We start from the raw sequence: 24013 nt of genomic DNA, 5'->3' as shown, positions 1-24013 counted from the left end.
CACCCTACAGCGAAACCATTTTTTTGTAAATTTTGCATCCATACGGCATAAAATGAGGGAAACTATTTAATTTAGCGCGTGTTATCAGGGATATGCGCAAGGAAACCAAAAGGAATTTATTTGTTGCCGCGACATATGGCGTAGCTTTGTCATTGGGTCTCCTGCTTGGGCAGAATTATACAGCCGAAAATACCCATTCGGGTGCAAGCAGTTTACTTCCTTTGGGTATTACCGATAAAACCGGTAAAGTGCAGCGTATGATCGATCTAATTGCAGAGAACTATGTGGACAGTGTAAATATAGACCAGCTGCAGGATCTTGCCATCGGTGAGCTAGTCGAACAATTGGACCCACACTCTGAATACCTTAGACCCAATCAAGCACAAAAACAACACGAAGCGCTTGAAGGGAGTTTCGAAGGTATTGGTATTGAATATTACAACCTTAACGATACATTGATTACCGTAGGCCTGGTGACAGGCGGACCTGCCCAACGGGCGGGCATGCGTGTAGGAGACAAACTGATAGCAATCAACGGAGATACCATAGCGGGGATCCACATCTCGGAAAAATCCATTGAAGAGAAGGTCCGCGGCCGCCGGGGAACAACTATCGAAATCACCATAAATCGCAATGGTAAAAGCTTGCCCTTACCGCTCAAAGTAGTGCGTGACCGAGTAGACGTGAGCAGTATTGACGCGGCATATATACTAGACAGCGCTACTGCATATATCAAAATCCGGCGTTTTGGCGCCAAAACGAACGATGATTTCAAAAATGCACTCCAAAATCTCAAAAAACAGGGAGCAAAACGACTTATCCTGGATCTTCGGGAAAACGGCGGCGGGTATTTTAATGCCGCTACCGCGTTGGCCAGCCAATTTTTTACCGATAAGCAGCTGATCGTATATACCGAAGGAGCCCATGAGCCCAGAACCGATTACTATTCAAGCGCCGATGGCATCTTCGGCCATGGAGGTTTAGCCGTATTGATTGACGAGCAATCGGCATCCGCAAGCGAAATTGTTGCAGGAGCAATCCAGGACCTGGAACGCGGCGTTATCGTCGGCAGGCCATCATACGGAAAAGCATTGGTACAAGAGCAGTTTGGCTTTGGCGATGGCTCGGCACTCAACCTTACTGTGGCACGTTATTATACGCCCTTAGGAAGGTGCATCCAAAAATCCTATACGAACCCTAGGATTCACCGTCCTCCTATCGATACTGTGGAGTTCAAAACCTTATCGGGCAAACGGGTATATGCCGGTGGTGGAATTGCGCCCGATGTTTGGGTATCTGCAGATAGTGGCAAGGTCAGCACGTTATACCGGAATATACGCCGGGCAAACCTCATTGAAGACTACGTGTATGGTCGGTTGACGAAGTCGCTGCCTGCATACTCTGTGGAAAACTACCTGAAAGGATACTTTCTGCCTGACCGTGAATACCGCGATTTTTTGGAGTATGTGCAAAACTCCGGTGTCAGCTACACCTCCAAAGAAGCTGACCAAATAAAACCGATGGTACGAAACGATATTGAAGCACTATTAGGCCGCTACTACTTTGGAAATGAAGCTTTTTTTAAAGTTCGTAACCGTTCAGACAAAGTCGTAGCCGAGGCATTGATCGCGCTTCAGGATCACTGAAACAGGCAATTTCCCTATTTTACAATCTGCCCATCCAACAACTCAATAATCCGGTTACCGTATTCGGCATTTTTTTCGGAATGTGTTACCTGTACAATCGTTACACCGTCTTCTTCATTGAGTTGTTTGAATAGGTCCATGATTTCTTCTCCTTGCTTGGAGTTCAGATTGCCCGTAGGTTCATCCGCCAATAAAAGTTTGGGTGTAGTGGCCAGGGCACGCGCAATACCTACCAATTGCTGCTGTCCTCCAGATAGTTGTGTCGGAAAAAGATCCTTTTTTCCCACGATGCCAAACCGGTCAATCAAGTCTGCGACAATTGCTTTCCGCTCGCTGCTTTTCAAATTTTTGTAAATGAGCGGGGTCTCGATATTTTCATATACGGTCAGCTCGTCAATGAGGTGATACGCCTGGAATACAAAACCTATGTATTGTTTATATAGCGCCGACCGCTGCTTTTCTTTCAGTCCAAGCACATTTTCGCCCAAAAAGAAATACTCCCCTTCATCCGGCTCATCCAAAAGCCCAAGAATATGGAGCAATGTGGATTTTCCCGAGCCCGAGGGACCCATAATCGAAACAAACTCGCCCTCGGCGATATGGAGATTGATATCTTTAAGTACAAATGAGCGATTGCCACCTACATTGTACCATTTAAATATATTGTTTAATTGGATCATTTTCTGCTTTTGGTTACCGAATTCAAGTTATCAGCTATCAGATTTGTTAATGTTGTACGTTAATCGACCGGCAGCGCAGTATGGAAAGCTGACGGACTCAAACTTAGATAAATTATTGATCTTTTATTGAGTTTTTTGGCGTCCATACGATTGCTCCATTAAGTTCGTTTTATATATGCAATGTAATCGACCTATTCACCTGCCAAAATCCCTCCATTACTGTAACGGACTAATAAACAGCAACTAACCTGATAATATATATTGTACGGTGTACGTTTCCGAACAGCTAATTGTCCGATTCCGCACACCTCTTGCTGAGTGAGGGTTATATCAACGCTGTATCATATGCTAACCTCTATTTTGTTGAGTACGTGTGCAACCCATAGAAAAAGTATTATCTTTGTGTACTTTTTACACTAAGCAATTTGACAGAAAAAATATGCAAACAACGATAAAGAGAAGTTTATTATCACTCCTTTTTGGAGGATTGGGTATTGGCATTACCGAATTTGTGATGATGGGGTTGCTGGAGGATATTGCACAAGATTTAGGCATCGATATCCCCACCGCAGGCCACCTGATCGCAGCGTACGCGATGGGTGTGGTAATTGGAGCTCCCCTGCTTGTGGTGATTGCAGGTAAGTATCCGCCCAAACGCATCCTTCTCGGGCTGATGGTACTCTTTACGCTATTCAATGCATTTACTGCATTTGCTCCGGATTACTATTCGTTACTTATTTCCCGGGTGCTTGCAGGTCTTCCCCATGGTGCCTTCTTCGGCGTGGGTTCCGTAGTAGCCAGCCGCTTGGCCAAACCAGGCAAGGAGGCCCAGGCTATTTCGATTATGTTTGCGGGGCTGACCATTGCTAACCTCATTGGTGTACCGCTCGGCACTTATATTGGCCATCATTTCATCTGGCGGTATTCATTTGCCATTGTCGTACTTGTAGGTATCCTTACCTTATTATCTTTGAAGTTGTGGATGCCTGATATGCCGGCAAAGCAGGCAGGCAGCGTAAAGACCCAGTTGCGTTTTTTCAGGCGGCAAGAAGCGTGGTTAATCATTGGGATGATTGCCATCGGCACAGGTGGGCTTTTTTCGTGGTACAGTTACATCTCGCCCCTGATGACCAAGGTTGCCGGCTTCTCAGAGTCGTCTATGACATACATCCTGATGCTAGCGGGCGTTGGTATGTTTATCGGCAATCTACTGGGCGGTCGTTTGGCGGATCTCGTTTCACCGGCTAAAGCATCTCTTATACTGCTCAGTGCAATGGCAGCCGCACTGGTCACCCAGCAATATGTGTCTGTTTACCCCATCCCCTCCCTTATAATGACTTTTATTTTGGGCAGCATTGCATTCGCGCTGTCGGCCCCTATACAAATGTTGATGATCAATACCGCAAAAGGGTCAGAAATGCTGGCCGCTTCGGTGAGCCAGGCGAGTTTCAACATCGGTAATGCACTCGGGGCATTTTTGGGCGGCTTACCCATTGCAATGGGATATGGCTACTCTTCGCCGGAATGGGTAGGTGCGGCCATGGCGGCTTTTGGTGCATTGTTCGCATTAGCCTTCATTCTTCATCAAGTCCGACAAAACCGCATAACGCATTCGGCCGAGCTTCATACGCATCGGGCCACCGTAGAGATAATCGAAGACGAAGCGGAGCCTGTTTTTTAACTTAGGTATGGGCCTGGAGCCTTTAGTTGCCAGCTTTCGGCTGTCCTGGCATTCCACTATTCATCCCTTAACCAATCGACCGGATTAGCCCGTGCTGCCCGCAGCGATTGATAGGCAACGGTAAGCAGGGCAATGAGCAATGCCATAACGCCCCGCTAGGGCAAACATCCACCAGGATACGGTAATGCGGTAAGCGAAAGTCGCTAGCCAACGATCTACCAACAGGTAAGCCAAAGGAAGTGCAATGAGGTTTGCGACCAGGAAAATCCGTAAGAACGGCCTGTTGAGCTGCACGAACAGCTGTCCAACCGATGCCCCGAGTACCTTTCGGATACTCACCTCCTTTTTGCGGATACTGATGCTGTAAGCCGACATACTGAACAGGCCCATCATCGCAATGGCGATGGAGAGGATCGTGAACGTACTAAAAGCGGACTCCAATTGCTCTTGCTGAGCATGCAATGCAGCGTATTTCTGATCGACGAATTCATAGCGGAAATGCGCACCGTCCAACCTGTTAATGGATTTCCAGTCTCTTTCCAATGCGGCCAGCGTTTGTCGCGTCGTGCCGGGCTTGATCTTGATCAGGATTTCCGTTTTGAATTGCCCGCAGGTATTGTTAATCGAATAAACAGTTGGATGTACCAATTTTTCGAAACCCTGCATTTTGCTGTCCTTGACCACGCCGACAATTTGGAAGTCGGCGTCACAGCCGCGGATGGTTTGCCCAATGGGGCTCTGCATCCCAAAAGCCTTTACCAGTGTTTCATTGACGATCGCCCCGTTCGTGGAATCGGCTGCAAAAGCCTCCGTAAATGACCGCCCCTGCAGCATTTCCATGCCCATCGTTTCGATATAGTCGAAGTCCACGGCTAGGTGATCTGCTTTGCGCACCTCATCCACATACTGAAATTCCTTCTCAGCGGGGCCGATGCTTCCCGGAGCGCTGGTCGCTGCCGTGGCATATTCAATACCGGGATAAGCCTGCATCCGATCGCGAAAGGGTTTGAAATCTGCCGGGTTGTTAAGCAGCATCTGATTTTTGATGTATACCACTTGCGCCGGCTCAAACCCCTTGTCTCCATCCCGGATATAATTCAGCTGCCGATTGAGGATCAGCATCCCTGCAATGAATACCAGCGCAATGACAAACTGAAATGTCAACAACGCGTGGCGGAACCAAGCCGTACGGTGGCTGGTTTGGAAACTGCCTTTCAAAATCGTTACCGGATGATAGCCGGAAAGAAGCATAGCGGGATAGCTGCCCGATACCAACGCGGTAAGGGACGCCGCTATCAGCAGCTGCCAAGCGATCTGACCGTCCATGGCAAAAGCGGCAAGATCATAAGCCAACCATTTTTGTAGCCCATTCCGGCAGAGTACCACCATGCCCCATGCAAGAACGGCCGCCAGCAAGCATTGAAACAACACTTCCCCCATAAATTGCAACATCAATCGAACCCGGCTCACTCCGAATACTTTTTTGAGGCCGATTTCCTTTGCCCGTTTATTCGCCTGTGCGACCATCAGATTGGCGAAATTGATGCCCGCCAACAGTAAAATGACTCCCGACAATATGCCTAACGCCCAAACAGTTATATAACCGGTATTCGAACCGTGCTGCGGCCGCAAATGCAGGTTTTGCAACGGGTCTAAGTACGTTTCACCCTTGGCGAAAGCCGAAGTAACGGTATGATGCCGCTGTGAAATCTCCCGCTTATAGATTTCTTTGATCTTCTTGTCCAACAGCGCGATATCCGTCCCTGGTTTTACCTGAATGTAGGTCTGGTATTGAAGCGGGTCCCCTGGATTGTCCCCGGCAAGGTTAGCCTTAAAAAAGATGGCCTCATAAGCCAGGTTGGATAATCCACGTTCTTTTGCGACACCATGTATATACGGAAAAGAACCACTCTCTTCACTTTGAAGTGCAATCTGCCGGGGCTCAAACTCCCGTTCAGGGAGTTTCGGAAACAACGCATTTGCAATTGCGGAAGTTACCAGATTCGCTTCGGGGTGCTCTTCCTCTGTAAGGCTGAAGCCATGTGCCGCGACACCGAACATCGTTGCAATGGAAAGATCTGCCATCTTCCAATCTTTCACAATGGCTTCGCCGTTGTCGTGTATAAAAGGCATCTCCCAGGGGAAATATGACACCCTACCCACTTCCTCCACTTCCGGCAGCTTCGCTTTGATAGCTGTCGCCAGCGCCGCCGGTGTAAGGTCGGTATGGTTTCCTTGATAAGAAAGCCCTACGAGGTAAATGTTCTCATAATTTGGATTCCATTTATCATAGCTTGTTTCCCGGTTAATGTACAAGTAAGCGAGGATGAAACCCGCAAATCCCAAGGCAAGACCAAGGATATTGAATGCCGCAAACAGTTTTGACCGCAGTGCATTGCGCCAAGCGATCTTCAGGTTATTCATACGTATGGTTTTTATATTAAATAGATCCGTTCGTAACGGGTTTTCCATAAATGCCTCCGTAATTCCGCACGTTTTTTCATACGAAATTCATTCCCAACCCGTTAACAGGCTGTCTTCCAAAGCTCCACAGCAGATCCTAAAAACAAAACTGTCCGATACCGGACAACAAGTGTTCGATATCGGACAGTCCATAATAAGAGATACGGTTATTTAAGCAGACCTAGGTGCATCAACGCATAAAAAAGTGCGGCTGTATGTAAGGCCTGCCCGAACTGATTTCCAATCAGCAACTGTTTCAATTCTTCGGGTGAGACCAAGAGAACTTCAATATCTTCCTGCTCATCCAAATCCTGCTCCTGTACCTTCACGCCACCGGTAAACAGATAGGTGTACGTACGGTTGTTTGCGGTTGCAGGGTTGGGAAATAACGTGGCCAGTTCCTCAATCGTATCAAACTGGTAGCCGGTTTCCTCAAGCATCTCCCGGGTAGCCGCGGTAGGAGCGTCTTCGCCGGGGTCAATGACTCCGCCCGGAATTTCGAGCACATCCTGCGCCACGCCATGACGGTATTGCTTGACGAGAATAAACTGGTTGTCGGCGGTAAGTGCCACCATATTTACCCAGTCGGGATATTCCAACACATAGTACTCCGGTACCACATGCCCATTTGGCATGCGGCATACATCCTTGCGCAGTACTGCCCAGGGCGCCTGCACTAAATATTCAGACGAGAGCGTTTCCCAATGCAGCATGGTTAGGCAATGTCTTTCATGATCCGATCCACCCGTTCTTCCAATTCCTGCCCTACGCGATCAAAATCCGCGGCGCTGCTGAGCGGTTGCCGTACGCTGCAATAAAATTTGATTTTGGGTTCCGTGCCTGAGGGACGGGCGGAGATCACGTCGCCATCCACGGTGATAAACTGCAAGACGTCCGACTTAGGAAGGTTGATTGCCTCTCGTTTGCCTGTTTTGAGGTTGTACGACTCACTCCTTTCGTAATCCTTGATTTCGGCTACATCGATGCCTCCAAGGGTTTGGGGCGGATCGGTCCGCAGGCGTTCCATCATCGCTTTGATTTCTTCGGCTCCGGCCTTTCCTTTTTTTGTCAGCGAGATCAGTTTCTCGTTATAATAACCATGCTGCGTGTATAGGTCTATCAGCGCATCAAACAACGTTTTGCCCTGGTCTTTGTAATAAGCCGCCATTTCGGCAATGAATACAGCAGATACCACAGCGTCTTTATCGCGCACCAGTTCACCAACCAAGTAGCCATAACTTTCTTCCCCGCCTACCAGAAAACGGCCCTGTCCGTTTTTCAACGTGATCAGTTCGCCGATGTACTTAAAGCCTGTAAGGGTATCGTAATAGGTGACGCCGTATTGCTTGGCGATGTCTGCAATCAAGTTGGTCGTCACGATGGTTTTGACCACATAATCATCGGGCCGCAAATCGCCCTGTTCTTTTTTTGCAGACAGTACATAGTTAACCAATAAGCTACCGATTTGGTTTCCATTGAGTAGTTGGTAAGCGCCATCCTTATTCCGGACAGACGCTCCCACGCGGTCCGCATCGGGATCCGTGGCAAAGATTACATCTGCTCCAATACGCTCACCTGCTTCTACCGCCAGTGACATGGCTTCTTCTTCTTCCGGATTCGGATACACTACCGTCGGGAAATTGCCATCTGGTTTGGCTTGTGCTTCCACCACCTGCACGTTAGCAAATCCCCAACGCTGCAAAGCGGGTGGTACCAGCGTAACACCTGTACCGTGGATAGGCGAATAGACAATTTTCAGGTCCTTTTGCCGTGCTACGGTTTCCGGCCGGATGGTTAAGGTGGCGATGGCATCCAAATAAGCCTCGTCCATTTCCTTGCCCAGCAAGTGAATATTCGCCTCGTTGGCCGAAAATTTGATTTCATCCGGATCTTCGATGGCGTACACTTCCTGGATCACATTTTTGTCGTGAGGTGGAACCAGCTGACCACCATCGTTCCAATAGGCTTTATAACCGTTGTACTCCTTAGGGTTGTGCGAAGCTGTCAGCATCACCCCGGCGTGGCATCCGAGATGCCGGACCGCAAACGACAGATGCGGCGTAGGCCTCAATTCAGCAAACAAATATACCTGAATGCCATTGGCTGAAAACACATCGGCCACCAAACGGGCAAACGATTGCGAATTATTGCGGCTGTCATAAGAAATGGCTACTTTAATTTGTTCTCCCGGATAGGTTTTGAGCAGATAATTGCTCAACCCCTGCGTAGCCCTGCCAATGGTATATTTGTTCATCCGGTTGGTACCCACCCCCATAATGCCCCGGAGACCCCCGGTCCCGAATTCAAGATCCTTATAAAAGCTGTCTGTTAATTCAGTATACTGCTTTGTATCAAATAATTCTTTTACAGCCGCTGTAGTGGACTCATCATAAGGCGCATGTAGCCAAACTTCGGCGCGTGCCTGGATCGCGGGATCTAAATTCGTTGTCGTCATGGTCAAATTTCTTTCCTTTTCAAACATAGATAAAATGCATCGCATTTACGAAATCATAGCCTACAAAAATAAATCCAAACATCCACGTCCTGGAAAAACCATTGGCTGGGGAGAACGGGATTAATGGAACGTCTGGAATACGTTCTTTTGCAGAGGAAACCGGTCGGTGGGATTATCGTGGGTATACAGGGGCAATGTGAGAAAAAAAACGGACCCTTTGCCCAGTTCGCTTTCCGCCCAGATTTTTCCATTTAACCGGAGGGTAAGCTCCCGGCATAGAAACAGACCCAGTCCGATTCCCTTTTCGCTTTCGGTACCGTATGTTGACTGGATACGGACGTTGAAAATGTTTTTTAAATCTCCGTCTGGTATGCCCACGCCATCATCGTCTATAGAAATTGTGCACTGATTGCTTACCAGGTCTTCTGTCACCGCTATGCGAATCGTACCTTTTTGCGGAGTAAACTTAAGTGCATTGCTTATCAGATTTCGGATAATCACCTCCAGCATTTCAGCATCTGCAAGTACTTTGATTCCTTTCTTGACATCCAACTGAATCGCAATCCCCTTCTTCTCCGCCATAAGCCCCTGCACTGCTAATACGCGTTCAATGATCATCTCCGGATCTACCCAGGTAAACAACGGGTTAATGCCCTTTATCTGCCCCGATACCCAAGCGAGTACGTTATTGAGCAAGTCTGATGTATGATAGGCAGAAACCAATAACTCACCTTTCAGCTTTTTTTCCACTTCGGAAGAAAGATCTTCCCGGGTGAGGATTTCGAGTGTGCCTGTCAAGGCGTTCAATGGATTCCTTAAGTCGTGGCCCAAGATGGAAATCAACTCAATTTTTTCACGATTTGCTTGCTGCAACAGATTATTCTGAAGTTCAGCCGCCGCCCGCTCGCGTTCGTATGCTTTCCGGAGGTAGCTCGTTGCGGCATACATGCAAATAATAATAATCGGGAAGGAGGTCGTCAGATCGGTAAAACGTGAACTTTTGGAATCATAGCCGACCATCACAATAGATGGATAAACGTATTCACCTATCAATAAGCCAACCGATAAAACAAGGTGTAATCCGGTCCAAACCCAATGAAGCCGTTGCGCAGTGAATGCTATCAGAAGCGAATAAGTGAGTAGAAAAAAATAAAGGGCCGGGCCGGCGTTCCCCCCATTGTACAAATAGGTAAAAATAATAAGCAGGTAGCTGTGGATCGCATATACAGTTAGTCCTACACGATGCAAACCCCGATAACGAGACAGAAGAAACATGGTGATCAGCATTCCTTCGGTCACGGCCAGCCCCGCTGCAATCTCCCAAAGGCCGAGATAAATGTCTAAAGGAATCAGAATCGCCAGTAACAAAATCATGTACAGCGACACAACATTAAAACCGCGGTTTTCGCGCGATAGCTCTCCCGGCTTACCGGTCAGTTCCTGCCAACAAGCCGTAAGCGAGTTAAAAAACCATTTGGTGCGTTCGCCTTTCAATCGCAATTTTGCATCAAAATAATTTGTTTATTGATGGATTATTTGTCTTCCTAGCGGCATCAATGAGATCGCTACGCTAAGTTTTTAAGTGGCGATGAAGCTTGCATGAGCTCGACTTATTCATGCCTTTTTTGAGTGGGAGCTCATGCAGGTTTCAACCTAAAAGCACGATTACAAACATACCAATTTTTCTGTCACTTTAGTTTTTCGTTTGTTCAACAAATGCTACATTCACCCGGAATATGAAACTACTCTTTTTAGTGATTGTATTGTTATTTGCCGGAGGGTACCTCGGCACCTACTTGGTATCGAGAAACCGTAAATATCCTTTTTTATCAGCCCATGCGCGTAACCGCATCCGGAGCTTTGGAATCACCTGTTTCTTCCTTGCAGTGGCACTTTGTGTATTGATCCTATACATCAGGATCCGGCGATAGTGCACATTGCCGGGTCGCTGATACCTGCCTTTCCGGTTTCTACCCTGCCGGCAAAACGATGTGAAAATCCGTTGGTGGTTTTAACGGTAAAATCATACCAGTTGCTGCTTTTATCCAGACGGATATATTTTTTCAGACGCTTCCCGGCTGCGAGGGAAATCGGATCGAATTTTTCATATTCGTATGCATTCGCTTCAATTTCTATATGTAAGGGTGTCCGTGAACCATTCTGCAAATGAATGGAAATATCTCCCTTTTGGTGATCATATTCCAGCTCGATCTCCGGTTCCGCATTACCTATATTTCCCTCAAATTTGTGGAAGTAGCCGTTTGGGCCGTATACTTCGAGGTGATAAGCCCCATTCGTTTCGCTCACCTCCCATTCGTCTGCCAGCGATTTGGTTGCCTCCACCGTGTACCGCCGCGGAATCCGATCCAGCCGATGCATGTCATACACGTGGTATACAGCCCCTTTGTTTCCCTTGTTCTTAAAAACAAGCTGCACCAGGTTTTTATCCTTCAGGTACTTCAATGTACAATGCAGCCGATAGGGCAGCGCTCTTGAGAGGCGGGTTCCCCGCTCTTGGTACAACTGCGCTGGCTGCGCGGGGGCCGTGGCTTTGGGAAGTTCCTTTGACGCCGCATCTATTTTTTCAAACCCTGCTGTATCGGGCATGACCGGTAGCTTCGGATCGTTGGGTGTTACAAAGTCGAATGCCGATGTCAGATCACTGCTAACAGCACGATGCCATGGAGAGATAGCCGGAATAGTCACCCCGAATCTCTTCTCGATAAACTGCCCCACCGAGGTGTGATCAGCCACGGCTGAGTCCACCCATCCGCCTTTGCTCCAAGGAGACAGGATATACATCGGCACGCGGGGGCCCATTCCCCAGGGACGCAGGTTTCCCGAAATCGTATCCCTTTTGTCGATATAAACCCGTGGTGTATCGGTATCTTCAAGGTTGTCCTTGTCGTCATGGAAATACATACCGTTAACGTCAATTGTCGATTTTCCGGCGAGCGTGCCATCCAAGTTGTATGAGGGCACTGCAGGAGCAGGCAGATGGTCGAACAACCCATCGTTTTCATCAAAAGTCAGGAAGAACACCGTCTTGCTCCATACTTCTGGATTGGACGTAATGGCCGACAATACCTCGTGAGTAAAATTGGATGCACGATAGGGGCTGGAAGGAGCGCCCGGATGTTCGGAGTTGCTTTGCGAGGGCAGTATCCAACTTACCTGCGGCAGCGTATTGTTTTTTACATCGTTGGCAAGGTCTTCCAATGACCAGTGTCGCATCCCATTTTCATAAATCGGATCACCGGGTTTCGCATTCCGGAAGCTTTCAAAGGCCAGGCAGCCGTGCATAGCCCCCGTCCAGTTATCATTCGGATCCTGATAAATGCGCCAGCTGATACCCGCCTGTTGCAACACATCCGGAATGGTAGGCCATTTAAATGCACTTCCCTGATAGGTATATCCTGGTTCCGGCATTTCGCCCTTGATCCAGCAGCGCAGGTTGACGGGTTCGGAATCCGCATCGGTGCAGTTTACGCCCGCTGCCTGTTTTTCGGGGTCCCAACCGGATCCTGACCAGAACACGATGCGGTTGGGATCCGTACCTGTGGCAATGGAACAGTAATAGGCATCGCAAATGGTAAAATATTCGGCCATGGCGTATTGAAACGGGATTTCTTCCCTTGTATAATACGCCATGGAATACGGGGTCTTAAACAGCGGCCAAAATCCATATTTTCCTTGGTTCCAGGCGGCTTGCGTATCGGGGAAATTATGCGGTGTGCCGTTGATAAAAGCGGCATTTGATGTTTTCCGATCTGCCCGGTAGGGAGGCACAATCTTTTCACCATCTGACTGATGAAATGCCCGTTCGCCGCTTTCAAGCGGTATCGGAAAACGGTCGCCAAAACCGCGCACTCCTTTCATCGCACCGAAATAATGATCAAATGACCGGTTTTCCTGCATGAGGATCACGATGTGCTGTACATCTTTGATGGACCGTGTGGCATTGTAAGCTGCTACCGCCAGCGCTTTTTGCAAAAGCGGTTCCCACAGGGAGGCCGCCAATCCGGCCGTAGCTGACAACTTGATAAAATCGCGTCGGTGTAGTTTAGACATCTTAATTTTCTTTCTTAAATCGCAACTAAAGCTAAGTTAAAAAAATGAAATACCTGCGCCCCCGTCCTCAAACTAATAAAGCCGCTGGATTTTCGGGTTCAAGCCCTTGTGACAGACGTGACAGGTTCATCAACGTCGTAGACGCAATCTCTTCCATAGCTTCGGCGGTGAAAAAGGCCTGATGGCCGGTCACCAGCACATTGGGAAAACTCATGAGCAACTGGATGGCATCGTCATTCAAAATAGTCTGTGAAAGGTCCCGGAAAAACAGCTTTTCCTCTTGCTCATATACATCGATACCCAGGTAGCCAACGTGTTTGGAACGCAGTCCTTCCAACACCGCAGCCGTATCAATGAGTTGCCCCCGGCTTGTGTTGATAAGCATAACGCCCGGCTTCAGCAACTTTAAGGATGCTGCGTTGATCAGGTGTTTGGTATCCTCGGTCAGCGGACAGTGGAGCGAAATAATGTCCGCACGGCTAAAAAGTTCAGCCAGCGGCACGTACTGTACACCTGCGGTGCTAAGGGCTTCGTCTTCGTAGAGGTCATAGGCAAGCCGTTCGCAACCAAAACCTCCCATAATCCGGGCAAATGCCCGCCCGATGTTGCCCGTGCCAACAATGCCGATTGTCTTTCCGTGGAGATTAAAACCCATAAGCCCGTTGAGCGAAAAATTCTGCTCCCGCACACGGTTATACGCTTTATGAGTCTTGCGGTTGAGGGTAAGGATCATGGCCAACGCATGTTCTGCCACCGCCTCCGGTGAATAGGCCGGCACACGGCAAATGCGCAGGCCATATTTCCTGGCTGCATCCAGATCGACATTGTTAAAGCCTGCACATCGCATGGCGATGTACTTTACACCGCGATTGGCCAAAACGCCAAGCACCTCCGCGGTAAGCTTGTCATTTACAAATGCGCAAATGGCGTCCGATTCTTCAACCGCGTTGACGATATGGGGCCCCAAGTGGGTTTCGTAAAACACAAAGTCGAAACTGTAGACTTCGTTGAGCCGCCTAAAAAACTCCCTGTCGTAGGGTTTTGTAGAGAAAAAGGTTACTTTCATGGTTTAAAGATAACATCTTATTTTTCTTCCTAACTACTAAAAAAATTATCCGTACTTTTGTGTCTCTCCGTACGAGATCCTGTACGGACCGCTTGGTTCCACATATGAATAAAGAAGTAGCAACACTCGATCCCAAAACCCATATTCTTATCAAAGGCGCCCGCGTACACAACCTCAAGAATGTAGACGTGGCCATCCCAAAAAATAAACTCGTCGTTATAACGGGCATGTCGGGCTCGGGCAAATCATCGTTGGCCTTTGATACACTCTATGCCGAAGGGCAACGCCGTTATGTGGAAAGCCTCTCGTCATACGCCCGGCAATTCATGGGGCGGATGAGCAAGCCCGAGGTCGATTACATCAAAGGCATCGCCCCGGCTATTGCCATTGAACAGCGAGTCATCACCAGCAATCCCCGTTCCACCGTAGGGACATCCACTGAAATCTACGACTACCTAAAGCTGCTCTACGCCCGGATCGGTAAAACGTATTCCCCCGTATCGGGAGAAGAGGTAAAGAAAGACACGGTTACTTCGGTCACTTCCTTTGTCACCTCACTTCCCCAAGGTACCGTAACGACCATAAGTGCGCCGTTACACCCGACAAATAACCGCAAGCTGAAAGAAGAACTGGCTGTCCTTCTCCAAAAAGGATTTGTGCGAGTAGTCTACAACGGAGTCACCCATAAAATTGAATCGCTGTTGGAAGACGCCGCTGTGGAAAACCGGACCCCAACGGCCGGGGACCTATTGATTGTGATCGACCGGATCGCGGTAGACGGTGAAGAAGACACGACAAACCGCATCGCTGATTCCGTGCAAACGGCCTTCTTTGAAGGAAAGGGTGACTGCTATGTAGAAGCGAATGGCACCATCCACACGTTTTCGGATCGGTTTGAGCTCGATGGCATCACCTTTGAAGAACCCACTCCCAATTTTTTCAGCTTCAACAACCCCTATGGTGCCTGCAAACGCTGTGAAGGGTATGGCCGTATCATCGGTATCGACCCGGATTTGGTAGTCCCCGACAAAAGCCGCTCCATATACGATGGGGCAATTGCCCCTTGGCGCGGCGAAAAAATGGGGGAATGGTTGCAGCGCCTGATCCGCAACTCCACAAAATTTGATTTCCCCATACACCGCGCCTATGCCGATTTGACGGACGGACAAAAGGAGTTGCTGTGGACAGGTAACCGCTACTTCGACGGATTGAACCGCTTTTTTAAGGAACTCGAAGAGCAGACTTATAAAATCCAATACCGGGTCATGCTCTCCCGCTACCGCGGCAAAACCGATTGCCCGGAATGCAAAGGTACACGCCTCCGTCAGGATGCCTCCTACGTAAAAATCAACGGAAAATCCATCTCGGACATCGTGCTGATGCCGCTGGATACCGCACTCGCGTTTTTCCAAAACCTGGAGCTGTCTGAAAACGAAGCTAAAATAGCGCAGCGCCTGCTCACCGAAATCTGCAACCGCCTGCAGTTTCTTACCGATGTGGGCTTAAGTTATCTTACACTCAACCGGCTGTCGAACACACTGTCGGGCGGTGAATCCCAGCGGATTAATTTAGCCACTTCACTCGGCAGTTCGCTGGTAGGCTCGATCTACGTATTGGACGAACCCAGCATTGGCCTCCACCCCCGCGATACACAACGCCTTATCAGTGTCTTGAAATCCCTGCGGAATGTGGGCAATACGGTATTGGTCGTGGAACATGAGCAGGAGATGATGCAAGCAGCCGATTACCTGATCGACATCGGCCCGGAAGCCGGAATAAACGGCGGAAGGCTGGTATTCGATGGCACGTATGACCAGATTCTCAAGGAGGAAGACAGCCTCACCGGTAAATACCTCAGCGGTAAAGAGCACATTCCCGTTCCCGCGAACCGGCGAAAATGGCATGATGCCATCCGCGTCAAAGGTGCCCGCGAAAACAACCTGAAAGGGATGGATGTCCGCTTTCCGCTCAATGTCTTCACCGTGGTAACCGGCGTGTCAGGTTCAGGGAAGACATCGCTGATAAAACGCATTCTATACCCGGCGCTTCAAAAGGCAATCGGCAACTATTCCGGCGAACAAACCGGCCAGTATGATGGCATCGATGGCGATATCCAACGGATCGAACAGGTCGAGCTAGTAGACCAGAATCCCATTGGCCGCTCGTCGCGCTCCAACCCCGTGACCTATGTGAAGGCTTGGGACGAAATTCGGGCACTATACAGTTCCCAATCGGCGGCGAAGGCCGCCGGCTTAAAACCGGCTGCATTTTCCTTCAATGTGGAAGGCGGACGCTGTGATGTCTGCCAGGGAGAAGGGGAGGTTAAAATCGAGATGCAATTCATGGCAGACATCGTGCTCCCCTGTGAGGCCTGCGGTGGTAAACGCTTTAAACAGCATGTACTTGACATCACCTGGAAGGATAAAAACGTGTCGGACATCCTTGATCTCAGTGTAGACGAAGCATTGGAGTTTTTTGCGGACCAGCCGAAAATCCTTGCCAAACTACAACCCTTGGCCGATGTGGGCCTGGGATACGTGAAACTAGGTCAATCTTCCAGTACGCTTTCGGGCGGAGAAGCCCAACGCATTAAACTGGCCTCCTTTCTCATCAAAGGAAATAATAGTAAGAACACGCTGTTTATCTTTGACGAACCCACCACCGGACTGCATTTCCACGACATCAAGAAGTTATTGAAATCGTTTGACGCGCTGATTGCCCAAGGCAACAGCATTCTTGTCATCGAGCATAACATGGACATGATCAAAAGTGCCGACTGGATTATCGACATCGGCCCTGAAGGAGGTCAGCGGGGTGGTCATTTGGTGTTCGAAGGTACCCCGGAGGATATGGTGAAACATGCTGACACCCATACCGCACAGTTCCTGAAAACGTATATTGCTGCATCGTAATGAAGTCATTCCGGTAACTTATTAACAAGTTTCTTTCTTTTGGTTACAATTTGTAGTAGGTTTGTAATTGATTAGCAGTTATAAACTTATGCCATGTCTTCCATTGACTCTTCGATTATCCGGCGTTTGATGGCTGGCGATGAAGTAGCCTTCCGCATAATTTATGACCTTCATAGCGGAAAGGTCTATCAATTGGCCTACCGTTTCCTAAAAGACGCTTCCTGGAGCGAGGAAATCGTACAGGATGTATTTCTGAAATTATGGCTCAACCGGGAAGGGCTGAATGAACAAGGCGATATGTGGGTGTATCTCTATGTAATTTCGAAACGGCTGTGCCTGAACAAACTGCGTGAAATCCGTAAGTCACCAGTGTTATTTGAACAATTGATGAGTGGTATGGAGGCAGCGGGCAATCCACCTGAAGAGCAGTTTATGGCCGTTGAGTTAGCGCAACAGACCGAACGCCTTATCGCCTGTCTCCCCAAGCAACAGCAACTGATATTCAAACTTAGCAGGGAGGAAGGTCTTACCCACCACGAAATTGCAGAGAAATTGGGCTTATCGCCCAACACCGTAAAAAACCATATGGTACAAGCTTTAAAGACATTGAAAAATTCCCTATACCAATCGGGCTATACCTATCTGCAGGCCTTGGTGTTCTTTAGCCTGATGATAGGCTGACACCCCGTTAAAAAAAATTTTCATCAAACTAGTCCTACTTTCTCCCGTTGGTGTTCTGTTTATGTAAGCCCTTACTAAGAAGGGCCAATTATATACCGTAGTAGTATGGACGAAAACCGCTTACGGCATTTGCTGGCTCAATATTTTGACAATCGCATTTCGCAGGAAGACTGTGAAGAGCTGTTGAGGTATTTGGATGAGGGGGATCCCTCCGCAACTTCAGCAGCTATTGACCAAGTATTGAAGGCAGACGAACACCATGCGGAGTTCGATCCCGGCAGGAAAAAACGGGTGTATGACCAGCTTATTTCCGAGATCCACGAGCGGCAAGCCACCTCTCAACCGCTGTCTAGCCCTAAACAAAACCGTATTTCCTGGGTGAAAATGGTGGCGCTTTGGGCCGTTGTCACTTCAATAGGCTTCTTCCTATACCATATAAAACAGCCAGACGCCGGTAATATCCTGACGACAGCCGCCAGCAGAGACAGCATTGTATTGCCCGATCATAATCAAGCGATACTTACCCTGGCAGATGGGCGTACGATTGTTCTTAGCGACTCATTGGATGGTGTTTTAGCTTACGAAGCTGGTGTTGAAATCAGAAAAGTAGAAGACGGAAGTATCTTTTATGAAACGACAGAGGCCAGCCTCAATGGCCCACTTAAGTACAATACTTTCAGTACGCCCAAAGGCAGCATGTATCAGATTTTGCTTCCCGACGGCACCAAAGTTTGGCTCAATACTGCGTCTTCGATTCGGTATCCGCTGGTTTTCAGCGAAAAAGAACGGAATGTATTCCTCACAGGGGAAGCGTATTTTGAAGTAGCCCACGACACATCCAAACCTTTCTCCGTAAATGCAAACGGTAGCGTTATAAAAGTATTGGGTACCCATTTCAACGTGTCTGCCTATGCCGACGAACGATGGACGACAACAACGCTCGTGGAAGGAGCGGTAAACGTATCCAAAAATGGGAAAGCCGTTACACTAAAAGCAGGTCAGCAAGCGACCGTCGACAGATCGACCGGAACAATCCTTCAGTCAGACGCCGATGTGCGATCTGCGATGGCTTGGAAAAACGGATATTTCCGGTTTGACAGTGAATCCATCAATGATATCATCGAAAAAATTTCACGTTGGTACGATATCGAAAATGTGGAATACAGGGGGCAATTTGATGACAAGTTCACGGGTACCTTCCATCGGTCAAAGAATATAGCCCAGTTATTCGATAACCTGGAAAAAATCGCACCAATTCGATTTGAAATCAAAGAAAGGAGGGTGGTCATCATGAAATAACAATACCTGCATCAACAATGGCCACAAAAAAGCCGGAAGCGTTCGCGGCGCGCCCGGCATGAATGCTGGCATTGAATCAATTGTAAGACGATAACTCAATTATTAACCAAACATTTTGTCAAATGTATAAAAATTCCATCGCATTTTGCCGCTCTCGGCGATATCTGTTTAAATTACTGCTAACCATGAAACTCGTTGTTTTCTTGCTGACTGTGACGTTTCTACAAGCAGCGGCCATGGGCTATGCACAAAAGGTGACTATCAACGTAAAAAACGCTTCCATAGCTGATGTCTTAGATCAAATCCAACAACAGACCGGTTACGATTTTTTATATAACGATGCACATTTCCAAGGGATCAAGACGGTCAGCCTGCATTTTAAAGACGCATCTATTCAGGAAGTTTTAGAAGCTTGCTTTTCGGGACAACCGCTTACCTATGAGATTGAAAACCAAACGGTACTCGTACAGATGAAGGAAGGAGACCCGGCAACGCCCAACCCGATAGCAAAGCAACAACGCGAAATATCCGGTACGGTAACCGATGAACAAGGCAGGCCGCTGGAAGGCGTAACGGTAAAAGTCAAAAATACTTCCATTGCCACCACGACCAATGCTAACGGGAATTACTCCGTCTCTTTTCCCGATCAGACAGGAGCACTTGTCTTCACCATTGTCGGGTATGAGGCACAAGAAATTAACATTGGATCTTCATCTATTATAAATACAGCATTGGTCGAATCGGTCAGTGATTTGGATGAAGTGGTCGTGGTGGGATACGGCACACAGCGCCGTGAACAGATCACTACCGCGATAGCCAGCGTAAAAGCGGAAGATTTCGTCAAAGGTTCTGTGCAAGATGCGGCGCAACTTATCAGGGGCAAAGTAGCCGGCCTAAGCGTAGCTACGCCCGATGGCAATCCCACATCAACTTCTCAGATTATGCTACGTGGCAATGTGACGATTAATGGAAGCACGGCGCCACTGATATTGATCGATGGGGTTCCTGGATCATTGATGACGGTAGCTCCTGAAGACATCGAATCTATCGATGTACTCAAAGACGGTTCGGCTGCTGCTATTTATGGTACAAGAGGCACAAACGGGGTAATACTTATTACCACACGGAAAGTACGGGGTGAAATGCCCCCTACAATCGACTTCAACGCCTACTGGACCACCCAACGGATGACCCGTGAACTGGAATTCATGGATGCGGCTCAGTATCGTCAATTAGTCCAACAAAACAAACCGGGAAGTGTAGATTTCGGGCAAAGCACCGATTGGCTGGCACAAACAACCCAAATACCCCTTTCCCAAGTTTATAACCTTAGTTTGAAGGGAGGGACACAAAATACCAATTATATCATGAGCCTGGAGTACCGGCAACTAAACGGGGTGATGAAAAAATCGGATAATACGATTTTATATCCGAGACTGGAAATAAACCACTCCATGTTTGATGGCATATTAAAAGTGAATGCCAATATCAATGGTTACCAACAAAAGCACTTTGCCATTGACGGCGGGAATTATTCGGGATTGATTTACCGCAATGCACTCACATTCAATCCTACTTCACCCTTACGGGACGAAAATGGCAACTGGGTAGAGCAACCCGACAAAACCGACTATATGAATCCCCTGGCCTTAATCGAGGAGTCCATTGGTGAAAACCGGAATCAAAATTTCAGAACGTTTGGCACAGCAACACTGACGCCCTTCGATGGTTTTGCGGTCAAAGCGCTTTTCTCCCGCGACATGTATAACAGCACACGGGGATATTACGAAACCAAACAGCATTATTCAACAGCCAGAAATGGGCGCAATGGATTTGCATCAAGAGGTGCTACCCGTTCTACAGACGATCTTTTCGAATTAACGGCCAATTATGATAAAAATCTCGGTGAACATTACTTCACCCTGCTTGGTGGTTATACCTGGCGCCGATACAATACAGAAGATTACTGGATGCAAAACTGGGATTTTCCGACTGACGAGTTCTCATACAACAATATTGGGGCCGGGCTTGCGCTCCGGAGAGGTGAAGCTCCGGAAAACTCTACACAATCTCAAAACAAACTGGCCGGATATTTCTTCCGCATCAATTACAGTTTTCAAGACAAGTATTTATTGATGGCGAGTCTTAGGCATGAGGGTTCTTCGCGCTTTGGGGCAAATCACAAATGGGGCAATTTTCCGGCTATTTCGTTGGGATGGAATCTCCAAAAAGAACCATTTTTCCAAGATTTCAGCGCCCTGTCTGTACTTAAACTGCGTGGTGGCTTCGGAGTTACCGGTACGGAACCAAATACCTCGTACATGTCGCTCAATAAAATTAACTTCAATACCAATGTGTTTGTCAACGGCCAATGGATTCAGGCGATTAACCCTTCAACCAACCCCAATCCGGATCTTCGTTGGGAAACCAAGCGCGAGTTGAACATCGGGTTGGACTATGGCTTTTTAAACAACCGGATAGCAGGTTCCATTGACTATTATATCCGGACTACCCGAGATCTCATTGCCAATTTCCCGGTGCCTACACCACCCTACCTCTATAGCTCGATCACCGCAAACGCTGCTTCCATGGAAAACAAGGGAGTAGAAGTCCAACTGAATGCTATCCCTGTACAAACGCCCCATTTTCAATGGAATACAGCTGCCAATTTCTCAACCAATGCGAACCGCGTTACCGCATTGTCAAATGATCGTTTTGCTTTGGCCAGCGGTTATTTTGACACGGGCAATACCGGAGAGCCAATCCAACAAGCGACTCATCGCGTTCAGGTGGGGCAGCCGATTGGTAATTTTTACGGCTTCAAAAGTGTAGGCATCGACGACGATGGCTATTGGATCATCGAGGGGAAAGATGGCAACCCAAAACCCATTGCCGAACAGCAGGCAGATGACAGACAGATCATTGGCAATGGGCTGCCGAGGCACTACGTCAACTGGAACAATACTTTTTCCTATAAAAGTTTTGACTTGAACATTACCATGCGCGGTGCCTTCGATTTTCAAATTTTGAATATGACTGAAATGTTTTGGAGCGCGCCGGTAATGCTTACACGCGGTAACCTCAGGAGCAATGCGTATGATAACATCTACGGAAAGCAGCCGCTGGCAGACGACCAGTCATTGCAGTATGTCAGCTATTACCTCGAAAATGGCAATTACTGGAAAGTCGACAACGTAACTTTGGGTTATAACGCGAAAATGAACAATCCTTACCTAAAAAATGCGCGCATTTACGCTTCGATCTCCAACCTTTATACGTTTACGCAATATAAAGGTATCGATCCGGAAGTAAGTATCGGAGGATTAGCACCCGGTATCGACGATAAAAACCGTTATCCTGCCGTGCGAAGCTATACCCTTGGCGTTTTCCTCACGTTTTAATCCAAAATAAACTAATAGTCGAAAAGATGAAAACGATATATAAAAAAACAGGTCAATACATCGTACTTCTCAGTTTGATTTTCGCTTCCTGCAACAATAACTTAGACGAAGTCGTATATTCCGAATTAACAGAGGAGTCGTATACCTATACCAATGCGTATCAAGCCATAGGGGTGGCTTATGCCAACATGAGGGGCCTAATATCCCATCAAAACTTTTACATGGTTCAAGAGACTTCTGCAGATGCAATCGTTATGCCCGCCAACGCTTCCGGCTGGGACGATGGGGGTATATACAGAAGGATGCATGAGCATACCTGGAATTCGGAAAGTATGCAGATGAACAACATGTGGAATACGTTGTACGCCGGTGTGATCAACACCAACCGCGTCATTGACCAATTGCGAAATGGCACGGTTCCACCACCCGCCGACCTATCTTCGGAATCCTTAGTGGCGGAAGTACGCACCATCCGTGCATTCTTTTACTGGCTGTTGATTGACAACTTCGGCGATGTTCCGCTGATCACAACCCGATCCGATGAGCTTCCGGAAAAGACCGAACGATCCACGATTTTTCAGTTCATCGTTACCGAACTCACCGAATCCATTCCCTCACTCAGTGAAGAAAAAAATGTGTTGTATTATGCCCGTTTCAACAAATGGGCTGCAAAAACGCTGCTCGCGAACGTATACCTAAATGCGGAAGTATACACAGGTCAGCCCATGTGGCAAGAGGCACTAAACGAGTGCGACGATGTGATTAAGTCTGGAAAATATCAGCTGGAATCCGATCTCAAAGCGGCATTCCGGACGGAAAATACGGGATCTTCTGAAATCATTTTCGCCCTACCATTTGATGAAAACCAAGCCGGTGGATTCAGCGTACATATGTTTTCCTTGCATGGATCCCTGCGCAACAAATTCGACATGCTGACCACTCCCTGGGGTGCCGGTTCGGCCAAAGGAATTTCTCAATTCATTGATACCTACGATGAAAGCGACCAGCGCCTACCTGCTTTCTGGATGATTGGACCGCAATATGCTTCGGACGGCAGAACTCCCTTAGTAGGGTCGTATGACCAAGGAGGTAAACCCCTCATATTCACCAAAGACTTGCCCGATGGCATTTATACCGGCGAAGCAGAAGGCTATCGGATGAATAAATTTGAAGTGAAAACGGGTACGCTGGGAAGCCTCAGCAATGATTTTCCATTTTTCCGGTATGCACAGGTTTTGCTCATCAAGGCAGAATGCCTGCTGCGCCTTGGCCAAAGCAACGATGCGGCTAGCCTGGTGACGGAAGTCAGGGCGCGAGCATTTACCGAAACACCTTCCAAAGCAACCGTAACCGGTGATGAACTATTACAAAACAGCCGCTATCAATACGGTTTTGTTGAAGATTATGAAATAACAGCCGCCGGAGATAATACACCTATTCAATTCGGCAGAATGCTAGATGAGTTAGGTTGGGAGTTTGTTTGGGAGGCACATCGCAGAAGGGACATGATCCGCTTTGGTGTCTATACCACCAAAAGCTGGCTGTCTCATAAACCAAACGGAAATTACCGTACGGTTTTTCCAATTCCGCAGATCGCCATCAATTCTAACCCAAAACTCGTGCAACATACGGATTATCAATAAAACTCTGGTGTCTAT

Annotated in this window: 15 protein-coding genes; 8 read left to right on the top strand and 7 right to left on the bottom strand. The window is 48.0% G+C overall.

All coding sequences use genetic code 11. From position 1 onward, the window contains the following. Nucleotides 1-92: 92 nt before the first annotated feature. Nucleotides 93-1646 carry a S41 family peptidase gene (locus tag IEX60_RS09160; RefSeq protein WP_188749772.1) on the top strand — a complete coding sequence of 518 codons (1554 nt, stop codon included), beginning with the start codon at nucleotides 93-95 and terminating at the stop codon, nucleotides 1644-1646. A gap of 14 nt (nucleotides 1647-1660) precedes the next feature. On the opposite strand, the gene IEX60_RS09155 is transcribed toward IEX60_RS09160, so the two are convergent. Next, entirely contained in the window at nucleotides 1661-2326 is a 666-nt protein-coding gene (locus tag IEX60_RS09155) for an ABC transporter ATP-binding protein (protein WP_188749770.1), read from the bottom strand. Nucleotides 2327-2765: 439 nt separating this feature from the next. On the opposite strand from IEX60_RS09155, the gene IEX60_RS09150 reads away from it, so the two are divergent. Further along, a complete protein-coding gene (locus tag IEX60_RS09150; RefSeq protein ID WP_308420741.1) occupies nucleotides 2766-4007 on the top strand; it encodes an MFS transporter in 1242 nt (413 codons plus the stop codon). 84 nt (nucleotides 4008-4091) lie between these two features. Here the strand turns inward: IEX60_RS09150 and IEX60_RS09145 are convergent, their stop codons facing one another. The 4 genes from IEX60_RS09145 to IEX60_RS09130 all read right to left on the bottom strand — a co-directional run bounded on the left by IEX60_RS09145 (nucleotide 4092) and on the right by IEX60_RS09130 (nucleotide 10419). After that, the gene (locus IEX60_RS09145; protein ID WP_188749768.1) at nucleotides 4092-6431 is read right to left on the bottom strand and encodes an ABC transporter permease; all 2340 of its coding nucleotides are present in this window, start codon (nucleotides 6429-6431) and stop codon (nucleotides 4092-4094) included. Between the two features lie 206 nt (nucleotides 6432-6637). Further along, on the bottom strand, nucleotides 6638-7183 hold the full coding sequence (locus IEX60_RS09140) for an NUDIX hydrolase (RefSeq protein ID WP_188749766.1): 546 nt from the start codon (nucleotides 7181-7183) through the stop codon (nucleotides 6638-6640). A gap of 2 nt (nucleotides 7184-7185) precedes the next feature. Further along, nucleotides 7186-8925: a phospho-sugar mutase gene (locus IEX60_RS09135; RefSeq protein WP_188749764.1), complete on the bottom strand. Its 1740-nt coding sequence runs from the start codon at nucleotides 8923-8925 to the stop codon at nucleotides 7186-7188. 120 nt (nucleotides 8926-9045) lie between these two features. After that, nucleotides 9046-10419 carry a sensor histidine kinase gene (locus IEX60_RS09130; RefSeq protein ID WP_188749763.1) on the bottom strand — a complete coding sequence of 458 codons (1374 nt, stop codon included), beginning with the start codon at nucleotides 10417-10419 and terminating at the stop codon, nucleotides 9046-9048. Between the two features lie 242 nt (nucleotides 10420-10661). Here IEX60_RS09130 and IEX60_RS09125 point away from each other — a divergent pair, with 242 nt between their 5' ends. Next, on the top strand, nucleotides 10662-10856 hold the full coding sequence (locus IEX60_RS09125; protein ID WP_188749761.1) for a hypothetical protein: 195 nt from the start codon (nucleotides 10662-10664) through the stop codon (nucleotides 10854-10856). Here IEX60_RS09125 and IEX60_RS09120 read toward each other — a convergent pair. Together IEX60_RS09120 and IEX60_RS09115 are read right to left on the bottom strand one after the other, a co-directional pair. Beyond that, complete coding sequence (locus tag IEX60_RS09120; RefSeq protein WP_188749759.1) at nucleotides 10840-12996, bottom strand: phosphocholine-specific phospholipase C; 2157 nt, start codon at nucleotides 12994-12996, stop codon at nucleotides 10840-10842. The two genes, IEX60_RS09125 and IEX60_RS09120, sit on opposite strands and share 17 nt — an antisense overlap. A gap of 67 nt (nucleotides 12997-13063) precedes the next feature. Then, a complete protein-coding gene (locus IEX60_RS09115; protein ID WP_188749757.1) occupies nucleotides 13064-14062 on the bottom strand; it encodes a 2-hydroxyacid dehydrogenase in 999 nt (332 codons plus the stop codon). A 104-nt stretch (nucleotides 14063-14166) separates the two neighbouring features. Between IEX60_RS09115 and uvrA the strand changes: the two genes are divergently transcribed. The 5 genes from uvrA (at nucleotide 14167) to IEX60_RS09090 (ending at nucleotide 23998) form a co-directional block, all read left to right on the top strand. After that, nucleotides 14167-16974: an excinuclease ABC subunit UvrA gene (gene uvrA, locus IEX60_RS09110; protein ID WP_188749755.1), complete on the top strand. Its 2808-nt coding sequence runs from the start codon at nucleotides 14167-14169 to the stop codon at nucleotides 16972-16974. A 93-nt stretch (nucleotides 16975-17067) separates the two neighbouring features. Next, nucleotides 17068-17655, top strand: coding sequence for an RNA polymerase sigma factor (locus IEX60_RS09105; protein WP_188749753.1), 588 nt, complete (start codon nucleotides 17068-17070; stop codon nucleotides 17653-17655). A 105-nt stretch (nucleotides 17656-17760) separates the two neighbouring features. Next, nucleotides 17761-18954 carry a FecR family protein gene (locus IEX60_RS09100; RefSeq protein WP_188749751.1) on the top strand — a complete coding sequence of 398 codons (1194 nt, stop codon included), beginning with the start codon at nucleotides 17761-17763 and terminating at the stop codon, nucleotides 18952-18954. Nucleotides 18955-19139: 185 nt separating this feature from the next. Beyond that, nucleotides 19140-22355 (top strand): SusC/RagA family TonB-linked outer membrane protein, encoded by a 3216-nt coding sequence (locus IEX60_RS09095; RefSeq protein ID WP_229717490.1) that lies wholly within the window; start codon nucleotides 19140-19142, stop codon nucleotides 22353-22355. A gap of 26 nt (nucleotides 22356-22381) precedes the next feature. Beyond that, entirely contained in the window at nucleotides 22382-23998 is a 1617-nt protein-coding gene (locus tag IEX60_RS09090) for a RagB/SusD family nutrient uptake outer membrane protein (protein WP_188749747.1), read from the top strand. The last annotated feature ends 15 nt before the right edge of the window (nucleotides 23999-24013 follow it).

Origin of the sequence: Parapedobacter defluvii (assembly GCF_014642075.1) — a bacterium.
Taxonomy (GTDB): Bacteria; Bacteroidota; Bacteroidia; order Sphingobacteriales; family Sphingobacteriaceae; genus Parapedobacter; species Parapedobacter defluvii.
This window is presented reverse-complemented; position numbering and strand designations above follow the sequence as displayed.

Coding starts and splice junctions, on each gene's coding strand:
- IEX60_RS09160 (WP_188749772.1), top strand. CDS start 93: ATGCGCAAGGAAACCAAAAGGAATTTATTTGTTGCCGCGACATATGGC.
- IEX60_RS09155 (WP_188749770.1), bottom strand. CDS start 2,326: ATGATCCAATTAAACAATATATTTAAATGGTACAATGTAGGTGGCAAT.
- IEX60_RS09150 (WP_308420741.1), top strand. CDS start 2,766: ATGCAAACAACGATAAAGAGAAGTTTATTATCACTCCTTTTTGGAGGA.
- IEX60_RS09145 (WP_188749768.1), bottom strand. CDS start 6,431: ATGAATAACCTGAAGATCGCTTGGCGCAATGCACTGCGGTCAAAACTG.
- IEX60_RS09140 (WP_188749766.1), bottom strand. CDS start 7,183: ATGCTGCATTGGGAAACGCTCTCGTCTGAATATTTAGTGCAGGCGCCC.
- IEX60_RS09135 (WP_188749764.1), bottom strand. CDS start 8,925: ATGACGACAACGAATTTAGATCCCGCGATCCAGGCACGCGCCGAAGTT.
- IEX60_RS09125 (WP_188749761.1), top strand. CDS start 10,662: ATGAAACTACTCTTTTTAGTGATTGTATTGTTATTTGCCGGAGGGTAC.
- IEX60_RS09120 (WP_188749759.1), bottom strand. CDS start 12,996: ATGTCTAAACTACACCGACGCGATTTTATCAAGTTGTCAGCTACGGCC.
- IEX60_RS09115 (WP_188749757.1), bottom strand. CDS start 14,062: ATGAAAGTAACCTTTTTCTCTACAAAACCCTACGACAGGGAGTTTTTT.
- uvrA (WP_188749755.1), top strand. CDS start 14,167: ATGAATAAAGAAGTAGCAACACTCGATCCCAAAACCCATATTCTTATC.
- IEX60_RS09105 (WP_188749753.1), top strand. CDS start 17,068: ATGTCTTCCATTGACTCTTCGATTATCCGGCGTTTGATGGCTGGCGAT.
- IEX60_RS09100 (WP_188749751.1), top strand. CDS start 17,761: ATGGACGAAAACCGCTTACGGCATTTGCTGGCTCAATATTTTGACAAT.
- IEX60_RS09095 (WP_229717490.1), top strand. CDS start 19,140: ATGAAACTCGTTGTTTTCTTGCTGACTGTGACGTTTCTACAAGCAGCG.
- IEX60_RS09090 (WP_188749747.1), top strand. CDS start 22,382: ATGAAAACGATATATAAAAAAACAGGTCAATACATCGTACTTCTCAGT.